General features: G+C 68.7%; 10 protein-coding genes. 3 read left to right on the top strand and 7 right to left on the bottom strand.

Features of this window, described 5'->3' with window-relative positions; translation table 11 throughout:
• Positions 1-214: 214 nt before the first annotated feature.
• Together AZC_RS11510 and murI are read right to left on the bottom strand one after the other, a co-directional pair.
• Positions 215-1,468 carry a lytic murein transglycosylase gene (locus AZC_RS11510; protein ID WP_052286082.1) on the bottom strand — a complete coding sequence of 418 codons (1,254 nt, stop codon included), beginning with the start codon at positions 1,466-1,468 and terminating at the stop codon, positions 215-217.
• A 101-nt stretch (positions 1,469-1,569) separates the two neighbouring features.
• Complete coding sequence (murI, locus tag AZC_RS11505) at positions 1,570-2,436, bottom strand: glutamate racemase (RefSeq protein WP_012170749.1); 867 nt, start codon at positions 2,434-2,436, stop codon at positions 1,570-1,572.
• A 146-nt stretch (positions 2,437-2,582) separates the two neighbouring features.
• Between murI and AZC_RS11500 the strand changes: the two genes are divergently transcribed.
• Positions 2,583-3,983 (top strand): hypothetical protein, encoded by a 1,401-nt coding sequence (locus AZC_RS11500; protein WP_052285913.1) that lies wholly within the window; start codon positions 2,583-2,585, stop codon positions 3,981-3,983.
• Here the strand turns inward: AZC_RS11500 and AZC_RS11495 are convergent.
• Positions 3,973-5,163, bottom strand: a complete 1,191-nt coding sequence (locus AZC_RS11495) for a glycosyltransferase family 2 protein (protein WP_012170747.1) — start codon at positions 5,161-5,163, stop codon at positions 3,973-3,975. The two genes, AZC_RS11500 and AZC_RS11495, sit on opposite strands and share 11 nt — an antisense overlap.
• Entirely contained in the window at positions 5,160-5,480 is a 321-nt protein-coding gene (locus tag AZC_RS11490; RefSeq protein WP_012170746.1) for a 2Fe-2S iron-sulfur cluster-binding protein, read from the bottom strand. Before AZC_RS11490 ends, AZC_RS11495 begins: the two co-directional genes overlap by 4 nt.
• A 254-nt stretch (positions 5,481-5,734) precedes the next feature.
• Between AZC_RS11490 and AZC_RS11485 the strand changes: the two genes are divergently transcribed.
• Positions 5,735-12,928, top strand: a complete 7,194-nt coding sequence (locus tag AZC_RS11485; protein ID WP_043879253.1) for a hypothetical protein — start codon at positions 5,735-5,737, stop codon at positions 12,926-12,928.
• Between the two features lie 185 nt (positions 12,929-13,113).
• Positions 13,114-13,332, top strand: a complete 219-nt coding sequence (locus AZC_RS11480) for a DUF3658 domain-containing protein (protein ID WP_043880243.1) — start codon at positions 13,114-13,116, stop codon at positions 13,330-13,332.
• A gap of 113 nt (positions 13,333-13,445) precedes the next feature.
• Here the strand turns inward: AZC_RS11480 and AZC_RS11475 are convergent, their stop codons facing one another.
• Genes AZC_RS11475 through AZC_RS11465 form a run of 3 tightly spaced genes read right to left on the bottom strand, consistent with a single transcriptional unit; the run spans position 13,446 to position 15,828 of the window.
• The gene (locus tag AZC_RS11475; RefSeq protein ID WP_012170743.1) at positions 13,446-14,072 is read right to left on the bottom strand and encodes an ABC-type transport auxiliary lipoprotein family protein; all 627 of its coding nucleotides are present in this window, start codon (positions 14,070-14,072) and stop codon (positions 13,446-13,448) included.
• A gap of 6 nt (positions 14,073-14,078) precedes the next feature.
• Positions 14,079-15,002: an MlaD family protein gene (locus tag AZC_RS11470; protein ID WP_012170742.1), complete on the bottom strand. Its 924-nt coding sequence runs from the start codon at positions 15,000-15,002 to the stop codon at positions 14,079-14,081.
• Between the two features lie 13 nt (positions 15,003-15,015).
• The gene (locus tag AZC_RS11465; RefSeq protein WP_012170741.1) at positions 15,016-15,828 is read right to left on the bottom strand and encodes an ABC transporter ATP-binding protein; all 813 of its coding nucleotides are present in this window, start codon (positions 15,826-15,828) and stop codon (positions 15,016-15,018) included.

Raw genomic sequence — 15,828 nt, 5'->3', positions numbered from 1 at the left:
GGATCGCGCCCCTCCTCTGCGTCCGGATCGGCGCCCCTCGAAGGGAGAGCCATCTTTCCGCCGACAGGCCCCGTCGGCGCGCTGCCTTCGGGTCCACGGGTGCGTGAAACGCCTCGCGGGCCGGCGAACCGACCCACGAAGAGTGGGCGCTCATACCCCCGATGCGTCAGCCTGTCAATTCAGGATGAGCGCAAATCCAGCGGTGGCGCGTATTTCAGCGGGCTCCGCGCAGCGCCGTCAGCACCTGGAGGCCGGGATAGCCGTCCGCCGGGGTGAGGCCGGCGCGCTGCTGGAAGGCCTTGACCGCGCGCATGGTGTCATTGCCCACCCGCCCGTCGGTCCCGCCGGTGTCGAAGCCGAGGCGGGTGAGGCGCTGCTGGATCTCCTGCAATTCGGCCAGCGTCAAGGTGCGCTCGCCGCCCGGCCAGGGCGTCCTGAACGGCTCGCCGCCCATCACCCGGTCGCCGAGATGCACCACCGCCAGCGCATAAGCGGAGGAGGGATTATAGGAGCGCACCGCATAGAAATTGTGGAGCAGCAGCAGCGCCGGTCCGCCGGCGCCGCCGGGCAGCCACAGGCGGGCGGGGTTGTCATATTCGGTGATGGACTGCCCCTCGACCATGGTCAGCCCCATGCCGCCCCAGGCGGAAAGCGGGCGCCAGGTCTTGTTGTCCGCAAGCTGCGTGTTGAATCCGGCCGGAAGTCGGGCCTCGATCCCCCAGGGCTCGCCTTTGCGGTAGCGGCCGCGCTTCAGGATGAAATTGGCGGTGCCGGCCAGCGCGTCGTCCGGCTTGCCGAAGGGCGAGATACGGCCGTTGCCGTCATAGTCGACGCCCATGTTCAGCCAGACCTCGGGCATCCATTGGGTGTGCCCCATGGCTCCCGCCCAGGAGCCGACCATCTCCTGCGGCGTGCTCCACCCGCGCTCCACGATGACGAGCGCGTTGAGAAGCTCGGTCTCCCAATATTTGCGCCGGCGCGGATCGCCCCAGGCGAGAGTCGCGAGCGAGTTGAAGACCGGCTTCATGTGACGGGGATTGGTCACCACGTCGCCGAACGCCGATTCCATGCCCCAGTACCCGAGCATGACCGCGCGATCGACGCCGAAATCATTCTCGATCCGGGTGAACAGGGCGGCATATTCCGACGCCCGCTGGCGGCCGGTGGCGATGCGCCAGTCCGAAACGCGGCGGTTGAGATATTGCCACGTCTCTTCCTGAAACTCGGGCTGCGCCCGATCCGCCTCGAACACGCTCGGGTCGGGCTTCACGGTCGCGAAGACGCGGGAATAGGTGGCGTCCGAAATGCCGCGGGCACGGGCCCGCGCGCGAAACTTCTCCACCCAGGTGCCGAACGGCTGCGCCGCGCTCTGGGCAAGCGCCAGACCGGGTGTGAGGAAACCGGCCGTGCCGGCAGTCAGTGCACCTAGGAACAGGCGGCGATCGATCCCGTGCCGCGCGGGCCGCATGTGGTCGTCCATGGCGCGGGAGCCTCCCAGATTCTGATGGCACGGGCGAGCCCGAATTGCCGCAACGTCAGCGCGCCCGCGCCCTTGTGATCGGCGCGGCCTCAGGACGCGAGGGCAAACGGCGGCGCGATCACCTCCGGCGCATTCGTTTCCCGCTGCAGGATGCGCGAGACGAGTGCACCGTCCAGCGCCGATCCCGTCGAGACGACCCGCACCGGCTTCGGGCTGCCGGCAAAGGCGGTCGGCCCCAGCAGGGAGGCGACGCGGCGCGCGATGGCGGGGGCAGGATCCACGAAATTGACAGGCCAGGGCGCGACACGGCGCAACTGATCGACGATCAGCGGATAATGGGTGCAGGCGAGCACCACCGTATCGGTCCGCCCCGTCTCCGATCGCACGAAGCAGGGCGCGATCTCGGCGCGCAGGTCCTCGTCGTCGATCGCGGCGCCGCGCATCACGGCCTCCGCAAGTTCCGCGAGACGCGGGCTCGGGACCAGCGTCACCTCGCAGGAGCCCGCGAAATCCCGCACGAGGCTCGCCGTATAATCGCGCCGCACCGTGCCGGGAGTGGCGAGCACGCTCACCTTGCGCGTCACCGATGCGGCGCAGGCGGGCTTCACCGCCGGCACCGTGCCGACGAAAGGCAGGCCGTGGGCCGCGCGCAGGGTCGGCAGCGCGAGGGTGGACGCCGTATTGCAGGCCACGACCACCAGCGTCGGCCGGGTGGCCGCGATCAGCGTGTCCATCACCGAAGACACGCGCGCCACCAGCGCCGCGTCGCTCAGCGCGCCATAGGGGAAGGCGGCATCATCGGCGGCATAGATGAAGCTGGCGTCCGGACGGGCGCGGGCCACCTCGCGGAACACCGACAGCCCGCCGAGGCCGCTGTCGAACACGAGGATGGTGGGGCATTGGATATGGAGGGACGGCACGGCAAGTCTCGGAGCCGGAGCAGGGATGTCAGCCATGGCTTATCCTCGGGAGCACGGGCGGGATTGTGGCCGAGGCGCGTAAAAGAAGAATGAGCACAAGCGACAGGTGCCTCATTCCAGCCGATATGGATTGCCATGCGCCCGTTCGGGTCCCTATGGTCCGGCCCGGAGTTCCTGCATTCATGACCGACGCCTTGCCCGCCGCCCCGCCGCTGGCCCGCGTGACGCCCCGCGTGCTGGCGATCACCGCGGCCGGCGTGGTCGCGACGCTCCTCCTGCTGGCCCCGGCTCTGGTGAATGGCTTTCCCTTCCTCTTCTATGACACCGGCGGCTATCTCGATGCGGCGGTCAATCATCTGGTGAAACCGGGACGCTCGACGGTCTATGGCGTGCTGCTGGTCTTGGGCAGCCGCCCGGATTTCTGGCCGGTCGTCGTCCTCCAGAGTGCCCTCTGTGTCTGGGCGCTCTCTCTCGTGATGCGGGTGAACGGCCTCGGCAGACGCCCCTTGATGCTCATTGCCCTCTCTGCCCTGCTGACGGTGGCGACCGCCCTACCCTTCGTTTCGGGCGAACTGATGCCGGACGTGTTCGCGGGCCTCACCGGGCTCGGCCTCTATCTGCTCCTGTGGCGGCAGGAGGATCTGAAGCGCGGCGAGGCGGTGACGCTGGGTGTCGTCATCGCCTTCGGGGGCGCGGCGCACAGCTCGGTGCTTGCCATCACGCTGGCGTGTGTCGGTGCCGCCGCCATCGGGCGCGCGCTAATGCCACGCCGCCTCCCCCGCCCCCACCTGACGCTGCCTCTCATCGCCGCCTGCGGCGCGCTTGTTCTGACACCGGTCACCAATCTCGCCCTCGCCGGCCGCTTCGCCGCGACGCCGGGCGGCACCGGCTTCATCTTCGGACGTCTGCTGGAAGACGGCCTCGTGCACCGCTATCTGGCGGACTCCTGCCCCCAGGCGGGGATCGAGAAGCTTTGCGCCGCGCGGATGAACCTGCCCGCCACCGCGGACGACTTCCTCTGGGACGACGACCAGACCTTCAACGAGATCGGCGGCTTCGAAGGCGGCGCAGCCGAGATGCGTCAGGTCATCGTCGGCGTGCTGCGCAGCTATCCGCTGGAGAATGTCACGCTGGCGCTCAGGGCGGCGGCACGGCAGATGGTGGCGCTCCAGACGGGCGACCTCATGTCCGAGGAACTCACCGACAGCTACGACGTGATCGCGGACCTCTACCCCCGTTCCAACGCCGCCATGATGGCGGCCCGCCAGCAGCAGAACCCGCCCATCGACTTCGACCGCTACAGCGCCGTGCATGTCCCCGTGGGGCTTGTGGCAACGCTTCTGCTGGCAGTGGTGACCGTCGGGGCCATGGTGCGGGGCCGGCGCGATATTGCCCTTCTGACCGGCAGTGCACTCGCCTTCCTGATCGCCAATGCGGCCGTCTGCGGCATCCTCTCGAACCCGCACGACCGCTACCAGTCGCGCATCATCTGGGTGGCAGTGGCGGCGCTGTTCATCGCCGCCATGCGGATCTGGGACGACCGGCGCGGCGGACGATGCGCCCCATGTACCTCTACCGCTTGAGCGGCATCTCCACGACGCTCGCAAGGAAGGCCGTCAGCGCCAGTTGAACCGCCGCGACCAGAGCCGTGAGGCCCAGGATGAGCTTGCGCATGGTGGCGCCGAAAACGAGATCCCCAAAGCTCGCCTGTGCCCAGTTGGACACGGCCCAGACCTGGAAGCCGAGGCCGAGCACACCGAGCACCAGCGCGGCCCGGAGCACGCGCTCCAGACTGAAGGCGTGCAGCACCCGCTCCAGATCCTCCGACGCCGGCAGGAAGCCGAGCAGCGCCCCATAGCGCCGGGCCACCACGCCGAAGGAGATGGCCTGCACGCCGATCAGCACCGTCATGGCTGCAACCAGGAAGGTGTGGATGTCGAGCCGCAGGTGCGGGGTGATGGAGAGCGGCCCCGGATAGAGCGCCGCAACGCCGGTGCCGCCGAGCAGGATGAGCACGAGGCCGGGATAGAAGAACAGCCAGCGCGGGCTGTAGACGAGCAGGAAGCGCAGGTGCCGCCAGCCATCGCGCCACGTCTTGAGGTGGGGCGGTCGCGACCGGCCGTCCTTCTTCAGCGTGGTCGGCACCTCAACGATGGAAAGCCCGGCGAGCGAGGCCCGCACCACCATCTCGCTGGCGAATTCCATTCCCGACGTCTCAAGCCGCAGCTTGCGGACCGCTTCCGTGTTGAAGCCCCGCAGACCGCAGTGGAAATCCCCCACCTCGATGCCGAAGAAGAGCCGCCCGAGGAAGGACAGCACGGGGTTTCCCAGATAGCGGTGCAGGAAGGGCATCGCGCCCGGCCCGATGCCGCCCTGGAAGCGGTTGCCCATGACGATGTCCGTGCCGGCCCGCAGCCGCTCGACGAAGGCGTCGAGGCGCGAGAAATCGTAGGAATCGTCCGCATCGCCCATGATGATGTAGCGGCCGCGAGCGGCGGCGATGCCGCCCTTCAGCGCCGCGCCATAACCACGCTCCGGCACGGCCACCACGCGCGCCCCGCCCGCCGTGGCGATGGCCTGCGAGCCGTCGGTGGAGCCGTTGTCGGCGATCAGCACCTCGCCGGATATGCCGCTGCGCTTCAGATAGGCCATGGCCTTGTCCACGCACACGCCGAGCGTTTCCGCCTCGTTGAGGCAGGGCATCAGGATGGTGAGTTCGAGGGGACCGGAGGCCTCGGCCGGAAGGGGTTCCAGATGGGTCATCCCTGACGTTCCGGCGTGTGGAGCACGAGACCGTCGAGCGCCTCGGTGATCTTGATCTGGCAGGACAGGCGTGAGCTGGGGCGCACGTCGGTGGCGAAGTCCAGCATGTCCTCTTCCATGCCCTCGGGCTCGCCCACGGCGGCACGCCACGCTTCGTCCACATAGACGTGGCACGTGGCACAGGCGCAGGCCCCGCCGCAGTCCGCATCGATGCCCGGCACGCCGTTGCGCACCGCCACTTCCATGGCGGTCGCCCCCACCGGCGCCTGCACCGTGCGGGAGGCCCCCTCAAAGCTGACGAAAGTAATCGCGGGCATTATCAGGCTCTTTTCTGGTCCGGACATGCGGCCGGAAAACGGGTTCTTTGAAAGGCGTATAAACGGATCGGCCAACCGTTTCCAGCGCACTGCGGTACGGCCATTAACGATATCTTCATCTCTATGGCGCGGCCGGTTTCATTCCAAGGCCCCTACACGTTAAGATCAGTTAAGGTAAACCCTCGGCTATGTGCCCGGCCTTGCGCTGAATGCCTTAGACGATGGGCAGCATCACTTCCGGAGACGACGGGCCAATGGCGCGTCCAACCGGCGGCAAAGGCGACGGCGATATGAAGAGCCCGAAGAAGATTCAGGATCCCACCGAGGCCGCACTCTCGGCGATCCAGGAAGCGCTGACGCTCCAGCTCGACGCCGCGGAACCTGCTGCCCCGCAGCCCCCCGGCGCGGATGACCGCCCGGCCCCGACGAAGTCGCCACAGCCAGCCGCCCAGCAGAGCACGCCCCCGCAGGCTGCGGCCCAGCCGCCGCGGGATGCGGGCAACGGCCGCCGCCGCCTCGACGTGGCCGAACGCCGGGCCGCCAATGACGACCGCCAGACCATCGGCCAGTTGCTCGCGGCCCTCCAGCGCCGCTCCTCGCCGGCACCTTACTGGTGGGCGCTGATCGGCTCGGTGGTGTGGATGGGCATCGGCGTCGCGCTGGCCCTCGCCACGCAGCGCGCCGCCATTTCCGACATTTCCTCGCTGCAGGGCGTGATCGAGTCCCCGCTTCTGCTCGCCATCATCGCTGGCATCATCCTGCCCCCCGTCGGCTTCTTCGGCACCGCCAGCGTTGTGCGGCGGACCCGCGATCTCCAGCTCATCGCCCGCGCCATGACCGAGGTCGCCCTGCGCCTCGCGCAGCCGGAGGCCATCGGCACCGAGGCCGTGGTCAGCGTCGGCCAGGCGGTGCGCCGCGAGGTGGCGGCCATGGGCGAGGGCGTGGACCGCACGATCGCCCGCGCCGCCGAGCTTGAAACCGTCGTGCGCAGCGAAGTGTCGCTGCTCGAGCGCGCCTATGAGGAAAACGAGCTGCGCATCCGCAACCTCATCGACGAGTTGCAGGCGGAGCGCCAGAACATCCTCATCCATTCCGAGCGCCTGCGCGAAGGCATCGTGGATGCCGACAAGCTGCTCGCCCACGATGTGAAGGACATTGCCGAGCGCGTGAATGCCTCGGTGTCTGGCGCGGCCGACCGCATCACCAGCCTGTTCGAGGAACGCAGCGCGGCCATCACCGGCGAACTGTCGCGCATTGGCGAGACCGTCATCGGCGCCATCAGCGCCAAGGGCTCCGAACTCATCGACCGGCTGGAGACCACGGGCGCCGAGATCCGCGGCGACCTGACCCGGTCCAGTGACGCCGTGAGCGCCGCCCTCAAGTCCCGCACCGACGATCTGGCCCAGAACCTCGCCGCCTCGACGGCCGAGGTCACCGAACTGGTGGGCCGCTGGAGCGAGGATGTCCGCGTCAATGCCGACACCGCCCGCGAGACCCTGATCCAGGCGCTCGTCGAGAGCAGCGCCCTCGTCCATGACGAGCTGACCGTGCGCGCGGCCGAGGTCAACAGCACCTTCCGCTCGACCGCCGAGAGCGTCGTTTACGAACTGTCCAACCGCGGCGGCGAGCTGATCCGCAAGGTTCAGGACACCGGCGAGCGCGTGGCCGAAACCATCGCCCAGCGCGGCGGCGACATCGCCGACCGCATCGAGATCACCGGCAGCCGCATCCATGAGGATGTGACCGTGCGCGGCGAAGTCCTCCAGCAGCAGCTCAGCGACACCGCCGAGCGCGTGGCTGAGGCGCTGGAGCGCACCAGCGCCGCCGTGACCGACGCCCTTGCCGTGAAGGGCGACGAGATCGCCGCGTCCCTCACCCAGACCGCCAACGAGATGAGCGAGCGCTTCGACGGCATCGCCAGCGACGTGAACAACGTGATGGGCAGCCAGGGCGAGGCCTTCAACAACGCCTTCCGCCTCAATGCGGACCAGATGGTCGCCACGCTCGGCACGAACAGCGAAGCGCTTGAGCAGATGCTCACGTCGCGCCTCTCGGCGCTCGACGAGGCCATCTCGGTGCGCGGCTTCGCCCTCGCCGACCGTGTGGGCCAGGACAGCGCGCTGGTGGCCAAGGCCATCCACGACAGCATCACCGCCTTTGACGCCTCCATCCGCGAGGACGCACCCGAACTGGTGGCGCAGCTCGCCGACCGCATCGAAGCCGTGTCCGAGACGCTTGGCACCAAGCTCTCCGACCTCGACAGTCGCCTCGGCGCCACCGGCGAGACCGTTGCCACCGTCTTCGACACGCGCATCGCGAAGGTGGAGGAGACCCTCTCCGGTCGCAGCGGCGATCTGGCCGCCCTCATCGAGCAGCGCGCGACGGAGTTCGCCGAGGTGATGAGCGAGGGCACCCGCGTCGCGACCGAGGCTCTGGAACAGACCTCGGGCGCCCTGTCGAGCACGCTGGACGAGCGCCTCGCCAAGATCGAGGAAACCCTGTCCGTCCGTGGCGGCGAACTGACCGCCACCATCGAGCGGCAGGCCGCCGACTTCACAGCCGCCATGTCGGATGGCACCCGCGCCGCCACCGAGGCGCTGGAGCAGACCTCCGGTGCCCTGTCGAGCACGCTCGACGAGCGTCTGGCCGGCATCGAGGACCTGCTCTCCACGCGCGGCAGCGAACTCACGGCCGCCATCGAGCAGCGTGCCACGGACTTCACGGCCGCCATGTCGGAAGGCACCCGTGCCGCGACCGAAGCGCTGGAACACACCTCAGGCGCCCTGTCCGTCGCGCTGGACGAGCGCTTGTCGCAGGTCGAGGAAACCCTGGCCGCCCGCAGCGGCGAGCTGACTGCGGCCATCGAGCAGCGGGCCGCCGAGTTCGCCCAGGCCATGAGCGAGGGTACCCGCGCCGCCACCGAGGCTCTGGAGCAGACCTCCGACGCCCTTTCGAGCACGCTGGACGAGCGTCTCAGCCGCATCGAACTCGCCCTCACCGCCGGCACCGAAGCCGTGGCTCAGTCCATCGACGGCCGCGCCGATGCCTTCGTGCAGGCGGTGGCGGAGGGCACCCGCGTCTCGCAGGATGCCTTCGACCAGACCGCGGAAACCATCGTCAACGCCATCGACCAGCGCCTCGTGCGCATCGAGGAGACGCTGGACGAGCGCGCCCGCAGCCTCACCGAGGCCCTGCAGGAACGCGCCATGGACTTCGACCGCGTGGTCAGCGAGGCCACCTCCAGCGCGACCACCCTTTTCGAGCAGACCAGCGGCACCGTCGCGAATGCGGTGGAGCAGCGCCTCGCCCATCTGGAGCAGGTCATCGACACCCGCGCCCGCACGCTCACCGAAGCGCTGCATGCCCGCGCCCAGGACTTCAACCGCTCCGTGAGCGAGGCCACCGGCAGCGTCTCGGAGGTGTTCGAGCAGAACAGCACGTCAGTCGCCGCGCTCATCGACGAACGCCTCGGTCAGATCGAGCAGCTGTTCGACGAGCGCACGCAGGGCCTCGAGACCCGTGCGCAGGACTTCACCAAGGCGATGACGGAGAGCACCCGCGAGGCTGCGACCGCCTTCGAGGAGACCGGCGAGCTCGTCACCACCGTCATCCAGGAGCGCCTCGCCCATGTGGAGCAGGTGCTCAGCGAACGCACGGACAGCCTGACCAGCACGCTCGACGGCCGCGCCAGTGCCTTCGCCGAGGCGGTGGAGAACAGCACCCGCGACGCCAACGCCGCCTTCGAGCAAACCAGCCAAGCGGTGGCGAACGCCATCGGCGAGCGCCTCGGCCAGATCGAGCAGGTTCTGGACGAGCGCACCGTGAGCCTCACGCAGATGATCGAAACCCGCGGCGAAGCCTTCGCCCGCGCAGTCGCCGACAGCAGCCGCGAGGCCAACAGCGCCTTCGAGCAGACCAGCAATGCGGTCGCCGCCGCCATCGGCGAGAAGCTCGGCCAGATCGAGCAGGTGCTCGACGAGCGCACCCACAGCCTGACGCAGATGATCGAGACCCGGGGCGAGGCCTTCGCCCGCGCCGTGGCCGAGAGCAGCCGCGAGGCCAACAGCGCCTTCGAGCAGACCAGCAACGCGGTGGCCGCCGCCATCGGCGACCGGCTCACGCAGATCGAGCAGGTGCTCGACGAGCGCGCCAAGAGCCTCACGGGTGCCCTCGAGTCCCGCGCCAGCGAATTCGCCCGCGTGGTCACCGAGAGCACGCAGAACGCCACCCACACCTTCGAGCAGACCGGCGAAGCCGTCTCCGCCAGCATCGACCAGCGCCTCGGCGAGATCGAGCGCACGCTGGACGAGCGCGCCCGCAACCTGACCGAGACGCTGGAGACCCGTGCCGCCGACTTCACCCGCGCGGTGAGCGAAGGCACGCGCCTCGCCAGCGAGGCCTTCGAGCAGACCAGCGAAGCCGTCACCATCACCCTCGACCAGCGCCTCGGCCGCATCGAGCAGACGCTCGAGCAGCGCACGCAGAGCATCACCGAGACGCTCGCCAACCGCACCGTGGACCTCGCCCGCGCCATCACGGACGGTTCGCAGTCCGTGTCGCAGGCGCTCGACCACTCCATGAGCACGCTGGACACCTATTTCGCCAGCCGGAGCAAGGCGATCGGCGAACTCATCGCCTCCCGCGCCGAAAGTGTCAGCGAAGCGATCGGCGCCCGCGCCAACGACATCGCGGCGACCCTCGACGGCCGCGTGCAGCGGATCGAGGATCTGGTCACCGGCCGCTTCGAGAACATCTCCGGCCTAATCGAGGAACGGGGTCTGTCGGTCGCCGATACGCTGGCGACCCGCATCGAGGCCGTCACCGGGCAGCTCCGCACCGGTGCCGACGAGATCGAGCAGAGCCTGAACGGCCTTGCCGACAATGTGGGCCGCACCCTCAACGCCCAGGCCGAGGGCGTTGCCGCCACCCTGCGCACCAGCGCGGGCCAGGTGGAATTCAGCCTCACCAACCTGTCGGAGAATGTGGGCCGCGCCCTCACCTCCCAGGCCGAGCAGGTTACCGGCACGCTCACCACCAACGCGAGCGAGATGGAGCGCAGCCTCACGACCCTCGCCGATCAGGTGGGCCGCACCATCGGCACCAAGGCGGCGCAGGCTGCCGAGACGCTCAAGACCAGCTCCAGCGAAATCGAACAGAGCATCGGCTCGCTCGCCGACAGCGTCGGCCGCACCATCGGCACCAAGGCGGCGCAGGCTGCCGAGACGCTCAAGACCAGCTCCAGCGAGATCGAGCAGAGCATCGGCTCGCTCGCCGACACGATCGGCCGGTCCATCGGCACGCAGGCGGAACTCGTCACCATCGCCCTGCGCTCCGGCGCCGGCGAGGTGGAGGACCGCATCAACGCCGCCGCCGACAATGTGACGCGCGCCCTCTCCACCCGCGCCGAGGCGGCGGTCGCCGTCCTCCAGAACGGCACGGGCGACCTCGACGGCCGCCTCTCCGCGCTCGCCGAGCAGATCACCCGCACGCTGACGGACCGCACCGACCGGGCGATCACCACCCTGCGCATCGGCGCCAGCGACGTGGAGGAGCGCGTCGAGCGCCTCATCCAGAACGTCGCCAGCACCATGACGGGCCAGGCCGACGACATGACGGAGAAGCTGAACGCCCGTCTGGCGGAGATCGCCGGTCTCTTCGACACCAAGAGCGGCGCCTTCCTCGGCAGCCTGGAGGGCACCAGCCGTCAGGCGGTGTACGAGATCCGCGCGGCCAACGACCGCCTGCGCGGCGACATCGAGGGCATCCTCGACCGCCTCAGCGGCGCCAACGCCTCGTTCCAGTCCGCGATGGGTCAGGTGTTCGAGAACATCGGCACCTTCGAGGGCGGCTTCGCCGACAAGGCCGAGGCCCTGCGCGTGAGCGCCGAGACGATCGGCTCCTCCGCCGAGGCGACGGTTGCCCGGCTCGACGGACAGGTCCAGAGCCTCAAGGCGGTGGCGGCGAGCACACTCAACGACATCGCCTCCCTCACCCAGCGGTTCGAGAGCCAGGGCCGTCTGGTCCTCAAGGCTTCCGAGACGCTCGGCGAAACCCACGAGCAGGTGGATGCGGTCCTCTCCAACCGGAAGGCTGCCATCGAGGACCTGACGGCGACCATTGCGGAGCGCGTGGCGCAGTTGGAGCAGGGCCTGCAGGCCTTCCAGAGCACCGTGTCCAAGACGCTGGGCAACGCGCAGGACCGCGCCCGCCAGATCGCCAATGTGGTGGCCGACACCACGGAAGCCTCCGCCCGCGCGCTGGACAACCAGCATCAGGCCCTGAGCGCCGCTGCCGAGGCCGAACGCGCCCGCCTCACGGAAGCGCTCAAGACCAATTACGACGCCGCCCTCAAGGACGTGAACCACGTCTTCGAGGAAGGGGGCCGCCGCTTCCTCGATGTCGCCCGCGAGCTGAAGAGCGCCGCGAGCGAGGTGCAGCAGTCCATCGAGCTGGCGCGCGAGGAGATGAAGCGCGGCATCCTCGAACTGCCGGGCGAGACCGAGGCGAGCGCCGCCACCATGCGCCGCGCCGTGGCCGAGCAGATCAAGGCGCTCGCGGAACTGAACGAGATCGTCGCCCGTCAGGGTCAGGCGCTCGATGTGGCCGCGGCACCCGCCCGTCCGCTGCCGCGCGCCACGGCGCCCGCGCTCCAGCCGCCGGCCCGTCCGGTGGAGACCACCCGCGTGCCGGCCGCGCCGGCGCCCCGTGAGGTGCCCGCCCGCGAGGCCTATGGCCCGGCTGCGCCTGTGCCGCAGGGTCCCGTCCATCCCGGTCCGGTGATGCCGGCTCCGGCCGCCCAGGCTCAGGCTCCGGCCGGTCCGCCCCAGCGCGAGATCCCGCAGGTGGTGCGCCCGCGGATCGAGGCCCCCGTGGCCGAGACGCAGCGTCGCCCCGCCCCACGGCGCGAGGATGAGCGCACGGCCGTGACCGAGGCCCGTCCTGCTCCGCGCGTCCCCGAGGCCCGCGCACCGCGTCAGGCGCCGCGTGAGGAAGGTCGTGGCGGCTGGCTGTCGGACCTGCTAGCCCGCGCCTCCAATGAACCGGAGGACGGCGCCAAGACGGCTCCGCAGCGCCAGCCCACCCGCGCCGCACGCCCGCACCACCACATGATCGAGTCCCTCGACTCGCTCTCGGTGGACATCGCCCGGATGATCGATCACGACGCGGCGGTGGAGCTGTGGGAGCGTTACAAGCGCGGCGAGCGCAACGTCTTCACCCGCCGGCTCTACACCATGCAGGGCCAGCAGGCCTTCGAGGAACTGCGCCGCAAGTACCGCACCGACGCGGAGTTCCACGAGACCGTGGACCGCTACATCGCCGAGTTCGACCGCCTGCTGGAGCAGGTGGCGGCCGACGACCGCGGCAACGTGCTGACCAAGACCTACCTGACCTCCGATACGGGCAAGGTCTACACCATGCTCGCCCACGCGGCCGGCCGCTTCGACTGAGGTCCCGCGAGAGTTGAAGCATTCAAGATGAAAGCTGACGGGCGCCCGTATGAGGGATCATACGGGCGCCCATTTGCATTTGGCGGCATCAGATAGGGGCTCAGACCTGCCCGTCCGTGCCAGCTCTGGGGGACTGCTAGACACCACGGACGGACCACGGGGCTTGGGAGGACGCTTTGATCGGCATGGAGATGGACGATCTCATTCTCGCAAGCTGCCATGACCGCTGGCAGAAGGTGGCCATGGTCATCGTCAAGGTGATGGAAAAGACCGGGGAGCTTGGTGAGCGCGGTGCCGAAGCGGCCATCGCCACCCGGATCGAGGCTCTCGCGGACGCGGGGAGATTGGCCGCCGCCGGAGACCTGAAGGACTGGCGCCATAGCGAAATCCGGCTGGCCCGGTAGGCCAATCGGACACAAGCCCGGCCAACAGCCCACTCATGCTCATGCCCCAAAAGCAAAGGGCCCGGCGCGTGCTGCACCGGGCCCTTTGTTTTGAAGAGGCTCAGGACCTGACCTCAGCCCTGCGCGCCGTTGGCCCAGCGCACGAGTTCCATGAGCACCTGATTGCTGGCCTGATCGAGAGCCGTGGTGGCGGAGGTGCCGCTCACGCTCGCAACAGGCACGCGGGCGCTGAAAATGCGGGCCGAGACGATGCGCCCGGTCTGGGTGGCGATGAGCTTGGCGGAAATCTCCACCACCGCGAACGTGCCCTCCGGCAGAACCTTGATGCCGAAACTGCGCACGTCCATGTTCAGCTGATAATCGCCCGTCACACCGTCGCCGGGGCGCGCGACGCGCCGCTGGCGGCTGCTGTTCTCGAAGGCCTGGATGGTGCGGGCCTGAAGCAGCGAGGTGAGGCGGTCGCTCCACTGCGCTTCAGGCAGATAGGTCACCTGCCCCGGTGTCGGCTCGACCACGATCTTCTCGGAATCGAGCACAGCGAGCGCCGTGGGCGTCACCACCACCAGCTGACCATTTCCGCCGCCGCGCGCCGCAAAGCCCGTGGGAGCGGAGAGGTCATAGGTCGGGATGGGCGCGGAGGCACAGCCGGCGAGCGCGAGGGTGAGAAACACCCCCAGCACGGCCCGCCCGCGACCGACGCCGAAACGCTGCGTCCCCTCAGCCCCACTGTCGCGCATCATCAGGCATCACCGCTTGTTGTATTCCGGGATCGAATTGCCCCCGAAGATGAACTGGCGCGGGTTACGCTCCAGGTTCCGGAAGACGCGCTCGATCTCCGTCAAGGTCCGGCGGCCGTCGGCCGCCAGGGCTTCGTACTGTCTCAGGCCCGGCCCGGTAAAGCGGCTGATCTCGTTGGTCAGCAGCGCCGTGCGCTGGTCGAGATTGTCGGCCAGCTTGCGCACCGCGGTCGCGGCCTCGGTCGCCTGATTGAGCAGGCCGTCCTTGTCGCCCGAGGCGTGCTGGAGGTTCACCACCACCACGTCCACCTTCTTGGCGATCTCGTTGACCTGCGCCACGGCATCCTTCACGCCGCTGATCATGCTGGCGATATCGCCAGAATTGTCAGAGAGTTGCTTGCTGACATTCTCGACATTGGCGACGATCTGCCTGACCTGGTCGGGGTCGATGGCGTCGAGGATGCTGTTGACCTTCGCCACCGTGCCCTGGGCATTCTGGAGCAGGCCGGCCATGCCGGTGCCACCCAGCGCCTCGATGCGCGGAAGTCCGTTGGGGCCGGGCGGGATCGGACCGGCCTTGGCGTTGCCGCCCTGGATGCTCACGGCGACGATGCCGGTGATGCCCTGCGATTCCAGGCTGGCGCGGGCATCGGCGAGAATCGGCACGTCATTGCGCACGCCGATCTGCACCAGCACTTCGTTGGGCGCGCCAGGAACGAGGCCGAGCTTGGTCACCTGACCGACCGGAATGCCGTTGAACAGCACGGCATTGCCTTCGCGCAGGCCGCTCACCGAGCCCTGATACAGGACCTCATAGAGCTTGCGCTTGTCGCTGTCCTTGGGGCCGGCGAACCAGTAGACGAACACAAAGGCCGCAGCGATCACCGCGAGGGTGAAGATGCCGATGACGGTGTAATTGGCCCGGGTTTCCATGCCTCGTCCTGCCTTAGCGCGCTGCCTGAACCGCCCGGGCACGGGCGCCGTGGAAATAAGCGCGCAACCAGGGATGTTGCGCCGCCATCATTGTCTCGATCGTTCCCTGGGCAATGACCTTGCCGTCGGCCAATGCTGCAATGCGGTCGCAGACCGTATGCAGACTGTCCAGGTCGTGCGTTACCATGAAAACGGTCAAGCCCAAAGTCTGCTGAAGGGTGCGGATCAGTTCGTCGAAATCGCCCGCGCCAATAGGGTCAAGGCCCGAGGTCGGTTCGTCGAGGAAGACGATTTCCGGGTCGAGCGCCAGGGCACGCGCGAGGGCCGCACGCTTGATCATGCCGCCGGAGAGTTCCGAGGGCAGCTTTTCCGCAACGTCCGGTTTCAGGCCCACCATCTCGATCTTGGCAAAGGCGATCTCGTCCATCATGCGCTGCGAGAGCCGCAGCGTTTCACGGAGCGGGAACTGGATGTTCTGCTTCACCGTCAGGGACGAGAAGAGCGCGCCCTGCTGGAACAGCACGCCCCAACGCCGCTCGAGGGCGGATCGTTCCCGCTCGTTCAGGTGATCGAGATCCTGGCCGAACACCTCCACCTTGCCGGAGGTCTTGGGCACGAGGCCGAGGATGGTGCGCGTGAGCACCGACTTGCCGCCGCCGGAGGTGCCGACGAAACCCAGGATCTCGCCTTTGTAAACGTCGAGATCGAGGTGGTTCAGAATGACGCGCTCGCCGAAGCCGACGACGATGTCGCGCACGCTGATGATCACCTCACGGCTGAGCTGCCGGCGCCGCTGCGGGACGGGGGGAGGGGCTGGAGCGTCCAT

It is taken from the genome of Azorhizobium caulinodans ORS 571, from assembly GCF_000010525.1.
In the GTDB taxonomy this organism is placed as follows: Bacteria; Pseudomonadota; Alphaproteobacteria; order Rhizobiales; family Xanthobacteraceae; genus Azorhizobium; species Azorhizobium caulinodans.
This window is presented reverse-complemented; position numbering and strand designations above follow the sequence as displayed.

Bases quoted from the DNA above. Each gene is read 5' to 3' on its own strand.
- AZC_RS11500 (WP_052285913.1), top strand. From the start codon at position 2,583: ATGACCGACGCCTTGCCCGCCGCCCCGCCGCTGGCCCGCGTGACGCCC.
- AZC_RS11480 (WP_043880243.1), top strand. From the start codon at position 13,114: ATGGAGATGGACGATCTCATTCTCGCAAGCTGCCATGACCGCTGGCAG.
- AZC_RS11495 (WP_012170747.1), bottom strand. From the start codon at position 5,163: ATGACCCATCTGGAACCCCTTCCGGCCGAGGCCTCCGGTCCCCTCGAA.
- AZC_RS11485 (WP_043879253.1), top strand. From the start codon at position 5,735: ATGGCGCGTCCAACCGGCGGCAAAGGCGACGGCGATATGAAGAGCCCG.
- AZC_RS11475 (WP_012170743.1), bottom strand. From the start codon at position 14,072: ATGATGCGCGACAGTGGGGCTGAGGGGACGCAGCGTTTCGGCGTCGGT.
- AZC_RS11470 (WP_012170742.1), bottom strand. From the start codon at position 15,002: ATGGAAACCCGGGCCAATTACACCGTCATCGGCATCTTCACCCTCGCG.
- murI (WP_012170749.1), bottom strand. From the start codon at position 2,436: ATGGCTGACATCCCTGCTCCGGCTCCGAGACTTGCCGTGCCGTCCCTC.
- AZC_RS11465 (WP_012170741.1), bottom strand. From the start codon at position 15,828: ATGGACGCTCCAGCCCCTCCCCCCGTCCCGCAGCGGCGCCGGCAGCTC.
- AZC_RS11510 (WP_052286082.1), bottom strand. From the start codon at position 1,468: ATGCGGCCCGCGCGGCACGGGATCGATCGCCGCCTGTTCCTAGGTGCA.
- AZC_RS11490 (WP_012170746.1), bottom strand. From the start codon at position 5,480: ATGCCCGCGATTACTTTCGTCAGCTTTGAGGGGGCCTCCCGCACGGTG.